Source organism: Streptomyces sp. P9-2 (assembly GCF_051903975.1).
Lineage (GTDB): Bacteria > Actinomycetota > Actinomycetes > Streptomycetales > Streptomycetaceae > Streptomyces > Streptomyces cellulosae.
The window spans coordinates 378827-390992 of record NZ_CP192634.1; the positions used below are offsets into that span (position 1 = coordinate 378827).

Here is a 12166-nt window from a genome sequence, read left to right on the forward strand (position 1 = left end):
CCGACGGCCTCACGTGGCGTTACACTGTGACACATGACGCCTATTCGTCACAACGGCTCGGCAGGTTCGGACAACGACGCGGTGCTCGACGCGGTGCGGGACTGCGTGCTCGCCGTCGGGGTCCGCCGCACCACGCTCACCGACGTGGCCCGCCGCGCCGGTGTCTCCCGCATGACGCTGTACCGGCGCTGGCCGGACGTGCGGTCGCTGGTCGGCGACCTGATGACGCGGGAGTGGATCGCGGTGGCCACCGGCGCCATGCCCGCGCGCAGACCCGACATGACCGCACGGCAGCTGCTCACGCAGGGACTCGTGGACGCGGTGCGGGACTTCGTCGCCCACCCGCTGTTCCGCAAGATCCTCGACGTCGACCCCGAACTGCTCCTCCCCTACGTGCTGGACCGCCGCGGCGCGAGCCAGGAGGCCCTCCTGGAGCTGCTGGCCGGCGTGCTGCGGGAGGGGCACACCGACGGCTCGGTGCGCCGCGCTCCCGTCGAACGGCAGGCGCGTTCCGTGCTGTTGATCGTGCAGTCCTTCACCCTGTCCCTGCGGACCATGACCGACGAGGACGACCCCGAGCTGTCCGCCGAGGCGTTCCTCGGCGAGCTGCGCGGCATTCTGGAGAGGACCCTCACGCCATGACCCCCCTCAGCGGCTCGTCCCTGTCCGCCGCCCGGCGCGCCCGCGACCTGACCGACTCGGTGCACGGCGACACCGTGGACCTGCTGGTCGTCGGCCTGGGCGTGACCGGCGCGGGCGCCGCCCTGGACGCGGCGGCGCGCGGACTGCGGGTGGTGGCGGTCGACGCCCACGACCTGGCGTTCGGCACCTCCCGCTTCAGCAGCAAGCTGGTCCACGGCGGGCTGCGCTACCTGGCCTCCGGCCGCCTCGACGTCGCCCACGAGAGCGCGGTGGAGCGCGGCATCCTGATGGAGCGCACGGCGCCCCATCTGGTCCACGCCCAGCCGTTCGTGCTGCCCCTCACCCCGCTGGTGTCGCGCGGGCAGGCGGCGTTGGCGCGGGCCGGGTTCCACGCCGGGGACACGCTGCGGCTGGCCGCGCGCACCGCCCGGGCGACGCTCCCGGCGCCGCGCCGCCTCTCCGTGGTGGAGACCCGCCATCTCGCCCCCGCGCTGCGGCTGGACGGATTGCGCGGCGGCCTGCTGTCGTGGGACGGCCGGCTCACCGACGACGCCCGGCTGGTGACGGCCCTGGCCCGTACGGCGGCCGGGCACGGCGCGCGGGTCCTCACCCGCGTCCGGGCGCTGGAGCTGACCGCGACGGGCGCCCGGGTCCGTGACGAACTGACCGGCGAGGAGGGCGAGATCCGCGCCCGCGCGGTGATCAACGCCGCCGGGGTGTGGGCGGGCGGCCTCGTCGACGGGGTCCGCATCCGCCCCTCCCGCGGCACACACCTCGTGCTGCGCCCGGAAAGCCTCGGCCCGCTCACCGCCGGGCTGCACATCCCCGTGCCCGGGGAGACCAACCGCTTCGTCCTGGTCCTCCCCCAGGACGACGGCCGGGTCTACGTGGGCCTCACCGACGAACCGGTGGACGGCGACATCCCCGAGGTCACCGAGCCCCCGGAGACGGACATCGGGTTCCTCCTGGACGTCCTCTGCTCCGTGCTGCACGTGCCGGTGCGCCGGGACGACGTGGTGGGCGCGTTCGCCGGGTTGCGGCCCCTGCTGGACACCACGCCGGAGGGTGCGGACACCCCGCTGAGGACCGCCGACATCTCCCGCCGGCACGCCGTGCTGACCTCGTCGGAGGGCGTGGTCACGGTCGTCGGCGGCAAGCTGACCACGTACCGGCGGATGGCCGAGGACGCGGTGGACGAGGCCGTACGGCTCCGGGGCCTGCCCGCCGGTCCGTCCCGCACCGCGTCGCTGCCCCTGGTCGGCGCGGCGGCGCCGCACGTCCTCGCCGGACTCCCCGCGCCCCGCCGCCTGGTGCGCCGTTACGGCACCGAGGCGCCGGCGGTCGGGGCGCTCACCGAGCGGGACCCGCGCCTCGCGGAGCCGGTGCTGCCCGGCTGTCCGGTCACGGCCGCCGAGGTGCTGTGGGCGGTGCGCCACGAGGGCGCGCTGGACGAGGAGGACGTCCTGGACCGCCGCACCCGCATCGGCCTGGTCCCGGCCGACCGGACGGCCGCACTGGACTCGGTACGGGCCCTGCTGGCGGAGCACCTTCCGCACAGCCGGCCCGTGTGACGGGACCCGGGCTCGCGGGAGCGTGGACCCCGGCACCGGCACGTCAGCGCACTTCCACCTCCCGCACCGAGTAGCCCCACTGCGTCCCCCGCCTTAGGAACTGCAGCCGGACGTGACGGGCCTCGACGGACGGGAACACCGCCGTGTCCAGCCCGCCGTCGCCCGCCGTCGTGGACCACACCGTGCGCCAGTTCGTGCCGTCGGTCGACACGTCCACGCGGTACGCACTCCCGTATGCGCGTTCCCAGTCGAGGGTGACGCGGCTGACGCGGTGGGCGGCGCCGAGGTCGAGGCGCAGCCACTGGTCGTCGCTCCAGTCACCGGCCCAGCGGGTGCCCCGGTCGCCGTCGACGGCACGGGCGGGGGCGTAGCTGGTGACCGGGCTCCACTCGGCGGAGGACGCCGTCGCCCGCGCGTCGCGGGCGAGGTTCGCCGCCGGGCGGTGGTGCTCGGTCGCGCCCCAGGTGGTGAGGTAGGACTCGGCGCCGCGGAAGAGGTCGTCGACGACGTGCTGTCCGCCGACGCGCCGGATGTCCTCGATCCAGTCGGGCACCAGCCCGTAGTGCGCGGCGCCGTCCGTGTTCAGGTCCCAGGTGCGCTGCCCGGTGGTCTGCCGGTCGAGGACGGAGCCGCCGTCGACGCTGCGGTAGGGGTAGGTGACCGGGTCGGGCGCGTCCGCGCCGCGCGGGGCGGGCCAGCCGCCGACGCCGTTCATGTCGGTGCCGAAGCCGTAGCCGACGGCGTAGGCGTCCCGCAGCGCCTCCGTGCGGCCTGCCTCGGTGACGAACTGCTCGGAGCCGTTCATGTACTGGGCGGTGAACCCGCCGAGCCGGTAGACGCGTTCGGTCCAGTTGAGGTCCATCCAGCTGTGCGAGGACAGGACGCCCGGGTAGGACGCGGACTCGAAGAGGTCGAGGACCCGGCCGGCGGCCTTGACGCTCATGTGGTCGATCTCGAGCATCATGGTGCGCTTCATCATGCCGCGCACGGCGTACTCGCCCAGCTCGGTCAGCCCGCGCACGTTGCACTGTGCGTCCGCGTCGTACGAGGGGACCTCCACCCCCGCGGGGAGGCGCTTCTCGGCCTCGGGGGCGGAGGCGAGACCGATGGGGTTGTCGTGCTGCGGGCCGGTGCAGCGCTCGGTCCGCCAGAAGGTTCCGGTGGACAGGAACTGTCCGACGTTGACGGCGGTGCCGAGCGCCCCGGAGTCGAAGCGCACGCCGCACAGCGCGTTGTCGAACTTGTGGCACAGGAACATGCTGCGCACACCCAGGTCGTACAGCTCGTCGAGGCCCGCGTCGATGTCCTCACGGTCGCACTGGGCGACGTCCAGGATCATCTTGCAGCCGAACGGCTCCGACGTCTCCACGCCCAGCACCACGGCGAGTTTGCCCTGCTCGATCACCTCACGCGCCTGCGCGCTGCCGGTGACGACACGGAACCACCCCTTGCCCGGCCCGCCGTACATGGAATCGACGTAATCCTGCATGCGGTAGGTGAGTTGGGCCTGGAGGCGGATGGAGGTCATCTCGTCGCAGCTGCGGTCCTTGAAGAAATACACCGAGCAGATCACGCCGTTGGTGACCAGGTCGTTGACCAGCACCCGCTGACCGCCGCGCCAGGCGCGCTCGATCCAGGCGTAGTAGTTCTGCTGGTGGGTGAGCGAGTCGTGGGCGGGCCAGTCGGCGAAGGTCGGCCAGCCGTCCGGGTCGTGGCGGCCGTCGCCGCCGCCCGTGATGAAGTCGAAGACGGCGAGGGAGCCGTCGGGATAGTGCTCGGGGCAGTCCTTGAGCGCGTCGGCGACGCCCTTCTCGGAGAACGCCTTGCCGCAGATGAGCCGGCCGCCGAAGGCCTCGTTGGACATGATGTGGTTGTGCGCGTCGACGAATCCGCGCACCCGCCCGGCGGAGTCGGTGCCCTTGAACGGCTCACCGGTGACGCCTGTTCGGGAGTCGGGCGCGGGCCGGGCGACCGGGTCCCACCAGTTGCCGGCGGCGGCCGAGCTGGACGTCGGCGTCAGCGCGGCGGCCAGGACGAGGAGGAGCAGCGTCACGATCCCGGCGTGGCGTCCTGCGTGAGAGGTGGTCACCGGCGGGTCCCTCCGTCGACGGAGTCGCCATGACGAGTTGTCATGACCTCTGCGAACCCCCTCGGGGAGCATCGCTACTCGCGCGTACGCCGTCAAGAGTGCGCGCACGCCCTGGCGGCGGGACGGTCCACGGGCGTCCGCGGACCGTCCCGCCCACCGCTACGGCACGAGCCGCGCGTCCGCCCAGTCGGCGTGGTCGGAGTCCACCCCGTCCCCGCCGTCCAGCACACGCAGGGTCAACTGCCGTACGCCGCTCACGTCCACGTCGACATGGAAAGAGGGGTCGGAACCGTCGAGTACCCCGGTGGTCAGCAGGGACCTGCCGTCGCCGAGCACCTCGAAGGCCACCGTGCCCTTGGCGCCCACTTCGTCGTCGACGCCGACCTCGGCCGTGAACCGCCGGTGCGCGCCGCCAAGTTCGACGACCACCTCGCCGGCCGCGTGCGCCCCGAGGCCCTTGTCGTGGACCGTGCCCTCCAGCGTGAGCGGGCCTCCGTCGGCGGGGTCGCGCTCGCCGTTGGACATGTCCCGCTCGACCGGGCCCCACCCGTTGCGCTCGGAGGTGAACGGCAGGTCGCTCACGTAGGTGACACCCGGCTCCGGCACGAACACCCGCACCGGGCGCTCCACCCGCAGCACCCCGGAGTCCGGCCGGTCCGGCGTGCGGTACTCCGCGCGCACGGTCAGGTCGTAACCGCCGGGACGGACGTCCGACGGCACGCGGACCGTCCAGTCGGCCGACAGCACGTTCCCCGTGGGCAGTTCGGCGGCCGCGGGGTCGTCGCCGTCGGCGGTCCAGCCGTCGGGGGCGTCGAGCGTCACGCGGACGTCCGCAGCCGGCCCCGACTCCTCCACCGCGAACCGGCCGGTGACGGCGAACGAGCCGCCCGGGTCCGCCTCGGCGCGTGCGGGGTCGGCGGTGAGCGTGGTGAACGGCAGCCGGGTCACCGGCCGGTCGCAGGTGTCGCGTCCGGGAGTGAACCGGCAGAGCTGCCCAGCGAATCCGCCGTGTTCGGCCGTCGGCACCTGGAGGGTGTCCTCGCGGGTGACGACGTGCCGTTCGCGCAGCAGCCCGCCGTCCGCTCCGTCCCGGACGACCTCCGCCAGCCAGCGCCCGCCGCCCAGGAAGTCCAGCGGCACCCGCTCCGTCGCCGCCTCACCCGCGTGGACGCTGCCGACGAACCAGCGGTCGCCGTGGCGCCGGGCGAGCGTCGCGCTCTCGCCGGGGCGTCCCGACAGCAGCCGCGTCTCGTCCCACACCGTCGGCACCTGCTCCAGGAAGCGGGCCAGTTCCGGCCGTTCGCGGTAGGCGGCGACCGACCCGGCGAAGTTCTGGAAGCCGGACTCGAGCACCACCGATAGCGCCAGTTCGGCCGCGTCGGAGACGGTACGGGTGCCGAACTGGAAGCCCATCGGCGTGTAGTCCGTCGAACCGACCGCGTTGCGCGTGTAGGGCAGCGCCGTCAGCCCCGCAGCGGGCACCGTGCCCTGCTCGGCGCCGTACACCGCCTCCAGCGTCATCACGTGCGGCCAGGTCCGCTGCACGCCCTTGGGGAGGGTCGCGCCGTGGAAGTTGACGAGCAGCCGGTGCCGGGCGGTGTCCCGGAGGATGTCGTCGTACCAGCGGAAACGCTCCTGGGAGTCGGAGTCCATGAAGTCGATCTTCAGCCCGGCCGCGCCCCACTCCTTCACGCGGGGCAGGAACTCCTCGCGCTCGGCGGCCGTGTCGAGGTCGGTCCAGTGCACCCACAGCAGGACGTCGACGCCCCGCTGCCGGGCGTACGCGATCAGCCCGGGCATCCAGTCGGTGGTCTTCCAGCCGTCGTCGACCAGGGTGTACGGCCAGCCGTGGGCCGCCGCGAGGTCCACGAACCGCTGCTGGGCGGCGAGGTCGCGCTGGGCGGCGCCGAAGCCGTCCAGCCAGGACCAGGCGACCTTGCCGGGGCGGATCCACGAGGTGTCCGCGAGGCGTGAGGGCGGGGCGAGGTCGTCGACGAGGGTGGACTCGGTGACGGTGGCGAGGTCGCCGACGACGGCCGTGCGCCACGGGGTGGCCAGCGGCCCCTCGGAGGTCACCTCCGGATCGGCCAGGCGCACCGAGTAGCGTCCGTCGCCCTCGTGGACCAGCCGGCTCGCGTCGTAGCGGCCGTCGACGTCCGACTCGGTGAGCAGGGCGTAGGCGTCCCCGACCTGAAACAGCGCCGGGTAGGCGTACTGACCCGGGGCCGCGCCCGCCGCGGTGGACGGGGCGTACAGGCGCTCGTAGTTGACCGAGTACGGCGTGAGCCAGGCCCGCGCGGCGGCCGGCGGGCGGAACGCGGACGCCTCCCGCTCGACGGTGACCGTGCCGGGGCCGGGGAGGACGTAGCGGTAGGCGACGCCGTCGTCGGCGACGCGGACCACGAGTCCGAGGCGGGCGCCGTCCCGGCCGGTGAAGGTGAAGCGGGTCTCCGTCATCCGCGCGGTGCGGCGGAGCTGCTTGCCGGTGGTCATGGAGTACCGCTCGGTCACCTGCCGGGTGTGCCGGGAGTCCGCGCGCAGCCCCGAGGTGAGGTCGGCGGCGGAGGTGACGACGCCGAGCGGCGCCGGTTCGAGCACCGTGGTGACGCCCTTGCGGGCGGCGAGGGTGAGGGTGCCGTCCGCCGGGTCGAGGCGCACGACGGCCGTGACACCGTCCCGGGGCGCGCCGGGCTCGTGCACGGTCCAGGTGCCGCCGGGCCCCGCCGCCCGCGCGGGGGCGGTGAGCGCGGTGAGGGCGAGCGCGGCGGAGAGCAGCAGGGTGAGCAGGGCGGGAAGGAACGTCCGGCGCGGGCCGCCTGGCGACATGCGCGACGATCTGGGCACGGGGGCCTCCGTCCAAGAGGTGACATCGTTGTCGGTCTTGGTTCCGGGACAACCCTTCCCGCTCACCCGCGCCTCAACCACCGCCCGCCACACGGCGGTTCAGGTGCACTCCGAATCTCGGCTCAGGAATCGCCCCGTTCGTAGTGGAGCGCGATGGAGCGCAGGACGTCGGCGGACGACACGTCGGTGCGGCCCTCGTCATGGATCTCGGCGAGCTGGACGAAGGCGAAGGTGAGCGCGGAGGTGATCTGCACGATGGCCGGCCCGAGCTTGCCGGTGACGATCTCCGCCACCTCGCGCGCGCTCGCGTCGGCGGGGAGCTGGATGCGCGGCAGCATGTCCTCGAGCAGCCCGGCGACCGCGCTGCCGGCGGTCACGTCGGCGTCCGGGTCGGCGCGCAGCCGGCGCCGCATCTCCAGGGCCTCCGTGAGGATGCCGACGCTCCGCTGCATGATCTCGCGCTGCTCCATGCGGCCAGCCTTCACACCGACTGGCCCGGCCAAACGCGTTCTGCCTATCATCCTGGTGAATGTTGTTTTCATACGGTTTGTCCCTGCCGGGGGCGGACCGGAGTGTCCCGGCCCGAGTGAGTGATCCATGTCCCGCACCGGCTCCAAGGACCACGGCGACGAGCTGCTGACCAGACTCGGGACGCTGACGGCCCAGGCACGCGCGGCGGCGGAGGTGCAGCGCTCACGGGTGGAGCTGGCCGTCGCGCTGCAGCGCGGGATGCTGCCGAGGGACCTGCCCGCCGGTGACGGCGTGCGGTTCGCGGTGCGGTACGTGCCCGCCAACCAGGGCCTCAACGTGGGCGGCGACTGGTACGACGCGTTCACCATGCCCGACGGCCGGATCGGCCTGTCGATCGGCGACGTGCAGGGGCACAACATCGAGGCGGCCGCCTTCATGGGGCAGGTGCGGGTCGGACTGCGGGCGCTCGCCTCCGTGAACAGCGACCCGGGTGAGCTGCTGGCCCGGACCAACGAGCTGCTGCTGACGCTGGGCGGGGACCTGTTCGCGACGTGCACCTTCATGCGGCTCGATCCGGAGACCCGGCTGCTGGAGAGCGCCCGCGCCGGTCATCTGCCGTGCGTGTGGGCCACGGCGGACGGACGGTCGGGCGTCACGGACGACGAGGGCGGTCCGCCGCTGGGCGTGCAGTGCGGTGCGGAGTACCCGGTGACGCGGTACCGGCTGGCCTCCGGCGGGGTGTTCGTGATGGTCACCGACGGGGTCGTGGAGGGCCCGTCGATGCGTCTGGACGAAGGGCTCGAACAGGTGTCGCGGCTCGCGGGCATCGCGGCGGTCGCGCGCATGGACGTGGACGCGCTCGCCGCCGCCGTGATCAAGGGGGCGGCCGAGGTGGGACACGACGACGACGCGGCGGTCCTGGTGATCGGGCACGACGAGCCCGCCGGTCAGCCATAGGGCCGACAGCACCGCGCCTCTCACCTCGCCGTGAGGGCTGGCTCGGTGTCTGATGACAGGTGTGGTGGCTCGCCAGGATCTTCGTGCACCGGCCGTCTACGTACTGCAGACGCTGGTCGTCGCCGCCTGCTACTACGCCGGGGGCCGGCTCGGACTGCTGTACGAGCTGCGGGTCGACGGCTCGGTCGTGTCCCCCATCTGGCCGCCGACCGGGATCGCCGTCGCGTCCCTGCTGATCCTCGGGCCGCGCATCTGGCCGGGCATCGCCCTCGGCACGTTGCTGGTGATCGCCCATCTCACCTCCCTGGGGCCGACGTCGCTCGGCCTGCTGTTCGCCAACACCGCCGCGCCGCTGTGCGCCTACTGGCTGCTGCGCAGGGCCGGGTTCCGCACCGACCTCGGCCGATTACGCGACTGCCTCAGCCTGGTGTTCCTCGGCGGTTTCGCCGCGATGCTGGTCAGCTCCACGATCGCCGCAGCGCTGCTCGTCGTCTCCGGCGACCTGCCGGCCGGGCGCTTCTGGTCGGTGTGGCTGCCCTGGTGGGTGGGGGACGCGATGGGAGTGCTGCTGATCGCCCCGGTGCTGCTGGTCCTGCCCCGGGTGCGCTCCCCCGCGCACTGGACGCGCTGGAAGGAGGCGCTGGCCCTGATGGCCGTCGCGGGCGCCGTGGTGCCGTTCGCCACGCAGAGCACGGGCAGTCTGCTGTTCATCGTCTACCCGCTGCTGATCTGGTCGGCGCTGCGTTTCGAACTGCCCGGCAGCGCGTTGTGCGCCCTGTTCTCGTCCGTGCTGGCGACGGCCGCGGCGACCGAGCACTCGGGGCCGTTCGCGCATGTGCCGGACATGCAGATCATGATCAATCTGCATGCGTTCAACGCCGCGGCGGCCCTGACGGCCCTTCTGCTGTCGGCGGTCGTCACCGAGCAGCACAACACCCGCCGCTCGGTGGAACAGGCGTGCCAGGAACTGGTGGAGGTGCTGGAGCATCTGACGGCGGGCGAGGCCCTCCCGCACGGACGGCCGCAGCGGGAGGAGGGCACCGGCGCGGCCTGAGCGGCGAAGGCGAACCGGCGGCGGGCACGGGCCCGTTGAGGCGGAACGGCGGCGAACCGGCGGCAGAACAGTATGAACGCAAACGCTCCGTCCATGGTGTCCGGCGGCCGGCGTTCCTAGCATCGCCGCCCGTGCGCAGCAACGCGCCGCCGAACAGGAGCCGCACCGTGAACAGATTCCGTCATGCCCTCCGTCTCCCCCGCTCCCGCCGACGCGTGGCGGGCCTGCTGCTCGCCGGGACGCTGGCCGGCGTCCTCGCCCCGGCGCCGGCCGCGCAGGCCCGGGACACCGGGCCCCGGCCGGCCGCCTGTCCCGAGGGGCTGCCGGACGGCACCGCCTGCTACACCGGCACGGACGCGAACGGCGCCCACTACGCGATCGCGGTTCCCGGGCGGTGGAACGGCGCGCTCGTCGTGCACGCCCACGGCGGCCCCGACCTGGGCGACGCCTCGGACCCGGGGCGCAGCGTCGAGGACCTCGGGCGCTGGCGGGTGGTGGTGGACCAGGGGTACGCCTGGGCAGGCTCGTCGTACCGCAGGGGCGGCTACGGCACCCGGATGGCCGCCGCCGACACCGAGAACGTACGGCGGCTCTTCGTCGAGGAGTTCGGCGAACCCCGGCGGACGTATGTGCACGGCCAGTCGTGGGGCGGGAACGTGGCCGCGAAGGTCGTCGAGACGTACGCCGGGAAGGGCGGCCCGTACGACGGGGCGCTGCTCACCAACGGGGTGCTGGGGGGCGGCTCCCGCGGCTACGACCACCGCGTCGACCTGCGCGTGGTCTACCAGTACTACTGCGCCAACCTGCCCCGCCCCGAGGAGCCGCAGTACCCGCTGTGGCAAGGCTTGCGCCACGGCTCGACGCTGACCACGGCCGGGCTGCGCGCCCGGCTCCAGGAGTGCACCGGGTACGCCTCGCCGCCCGGGGAGCGCACCGCCCTCCAGCAGCGGAACCTGGACGACATCCTGAACGTCACCGGCATCCCGGAGCGGACGCTGGAGTCGCATCTGCGTTTCTCGGTGTTCACCTTCCGCGACATCGTGCACGAGCGGCTGGGCGGCCGTAACCCGTTCTCCAACCGCGGGGTGCGTTACTCCGGTTCGCACGACGACAAGGCGCTCAACGCGGGCGTGGAGCGGTTCTCCGCCGACCCGGCGGCGGTGCGCGACCTGTCGTACGACAGCGACCTCACCGGGCGGGTGGAGATTCCCGTGCTGACGTTGCACGCCAAGGACGACCCGACCGCGTTCGTCGAGCACGAGGCGGCCTACCGGGACACGCTGCGGGGCGCGCACCGCGACCGGTGGCTGGTGCGGACGTTCACCGGTGAGCACGAGCACTCCGCGCTGAGCGACGCCGAGTACGCCACCTCGCTGGCGGCGCTGGACCGCTGGGTGCGCACCGGGCAGCGGCCGACGCCGCGTTCGGTCGCCGCGTCCTGCCCCGCGTTCGACCAGGTGTACGCCACCGGCTGTTTCTACGACCCCGCGTTCCGCCCCGCGCCGTACGCCTCGCGGGTGCTTCCGCGGCCGGGCGGCACGTCCTGGCCGGCGATGACGGCCGCGCGGGAGAAGGCGTGGAGCCGCGTCCCCGGGGTCGGCATCGCGCCCTGACCCGGCGGGGCGGCGGTCATTCACGCAGGGACGCGGCGTCGCCCATGACGACCACCGGGTGCAGCGCGGGGTCGAGGGCGAGCAGGAGGGCCCGCATGTGCTGCTTCTTGAGGCTCACGCAGCCCTGGGTGGGGCCGTCGTGGTCGACGTGCAGCCAGATGCCGCCGCCCCGGTCGGCGCCCAGCGGCCGGGTCAGGTCCAGCGGGGAGGTGCCGGGTACGCGGTTGTAGTCGATGGCGACGACGTAGTCGAACGACCCTTCCAGCGGCTCACCTTCGAACCCGGTGCCGCTGACGGCGAAGCCGTCGGACCGGTCGTAGGGCAGCCGGGTGCCGGGGTCGGGGAGCAGTCCGCCGGCGTCGGAGAGGCTGTGGACGCCGATGGGCGAGCGCAGGTCGCCGGCCCAGTGGTCGTCGGTCCAGCCGCGCAGCGCGTTGCGGGCGGGCCACACCGGGCCTGCCTGCCAGCCGGTGCCGGTGTGGCGGTACAGCACGGCCCGGGACTGGTTGGCGTTCCGGTCGCGTCCGGTGACCACGACCACCTGGCGGGCGTCGTCCGGGATCCAGGCCCGGGTGCGGGGGCCGAGGCCGGGGATCACCGCGGGCGCCTCGGTGGCCGGGCGGCCCTGCGCGGTGCCGGCCGCTCCGGGCGCGCCGGCCGCGGGGGCGGTCGCGGACGGGTGCTCGCGCGCCGTGGTGCCGGTGGCGGCGGGGTCGTCCCGCGCGCCGAAGGTGCCGCCCGGCCCGCACCCGGTGAGGGCGGCGAGGACGGCGACGACGATGAGCACGACGGCCCGCGGCCGCACCCCGGTACGGAGGCGGACGGGTCCGGCGGACGGTCGCCGGGCGGCGCCGGACACGGCGCGGGGCGCACGGTCCGGGCAGTCGATCGATGAAGCCATGGACTCAGCCTGGCCTCGTCCCGC

At 73.8% G+C, this 12166-nt stretch carries 9 protein-coding genes; 5 read left to right on the forward strand and 4 right to left on the reverse strand.

The window, feature by feature from the left end:
* Positions 1 to 33 precede the first annotated feature (33 nt).
* Together ACQY0Z_RS34360 and ACQY0Z_RS34365 are read left to right on the forward strand one after the other, a co-directional pair.
* Positions 34 to 642 (forward strand): TetR/AcrR family transcriptional regulator, encoded by a 609-nt coding sequence (locus tag ACQY0Z_RS34360; RefSeq protein WP_189899894.1) that lies wholly within the window; start codon positions 34 to 36, stop codon positions 640 to 642.
* The gene (locus tag ACQY0Z_RS34365; protein WP_189900113.1) at positions 639 to 2213 is read left to right on the forward strand and encodes an FAD-dependent oxidoreductase; all 1575 of its coding nucleotides are present in this window, start codon (positions 639 to 641) and stop codon (positions 2211 to 2213) included. The genes ACQY0Z_RS34360 and ACQY0Z_RS34365 overlap by 4 nt, the downstream gene beginning before the upstream one ends.
* A 43-nt stretch (positions 2214 to 2256) precedes the next feature.
* Here ACQY0Z_RS34365 and ACQY0Z_RS34370 read toward each other — a convergent pair whose 3' ends face one another.
* The 3 genes from ACQY0Z_RS34370 to ACQY0Z_RS34380 all read right to left on the reverse strand — a co-directional run bounded on the left by ACQY0Z_RS34370 (position 2257) and on the right by ACQY0Z_RS34380 (position 7616).
* A complete protein-coding gene (locus ACQY0Z_RS34370) occupies positions 2257 to 4302 on the reverse strand; it encodes a discoidin domain-containing protein (RefSeq protein WP_439813506.1) in 2046 nt (681 codons plus the stop codon).
* 159 nt (positions 4303 to 4461) lie between these two features.
* Complete coding sequence (locus ACQY0Z_RS34375; RefSeq protein WP_439813554.1) at positions 4462 to 7128, reverse strand: glycoside hydrolase family 97 catalytic domain-containing protein; 2667 nt, start codon at positions 7126 to 7128, stop codon at positions 4462 to 4464.
* Positions 7129 to 7268: 140 nt separating this feature from the next.
* Positions 7269 to 7616 carry a hypothetical protein gene (locus tag ACQY0Z_RS34380; RefSeq protein ID WP_019525662.1) on the reverse strand — a complete coding sequence of 116 codons (348 nt, stop codon included), beginning with the start codon at positions 7614 to 7616 and terminating at the stop codon, positions 7269 to 7271.
* Between the two features lie 127 nt (positions 7617 to 7743).
* Here ACQY0Z_RS34380 and ACQY0Z_RS34385 point away from each other — a divergent pair, with 127 nt between their 5' ends.
* From ACQY0Z_RS34385 to ACQY0Z_RS34395, 3 genes are all read left to right on the forward strand, one after another.
* Positions 7744 to 8574 (forward strand): PP2C family protein-serine/threonine phosphatase, encoded by an 831-nt coding sequence (locus tag ACQY0Z_RS34385; RefSeq protein WP_189899892.1) that lies wholly within the window; start codon positions 7744 to 7746, stop codon positions 8572 to 8574.
* A 61-nt stretch (positions 8575 to 8635) separates the two neighbouring features.
* A complete protein-coding gene (locus tag ACQY0Z_RS34390) occupies positions 8636 to 9628 on the forward strand; it encodes an MASE1 domain-containing protein (protein ID WP_189899890.1) in 993 nt (330 codons plus the stop codon).
* Positions 9629 to 9795: 167 nt separating this feature from the next.
* A complete protein-coding gene (locus ACQY0Z_RS34395; protein WP_254587098.1) occupies positions 9796 to 11241 on the forward strand; it encodes a hypothetical protein in 1446 nt (481 codons plus the stop codon).
* Between the two features lie 16 nt (positions 11242 to 11257).
* On the opposite strand, the gene ACQY0Z_RS34400 is transcribed toward ACQY0Z_RS34395, so the two are convergent.
* Entirely contained in the window at positions 11258 to 12142 is an 885-nt protein-coding gene (locus ACQY0Z_RS34400) for a hypothetical protein (RefSeq protein ID WP_254587099.1), read from the reverse strand.
* Positions 12143 to 12166: the final 24 nt, after the last annotated feature.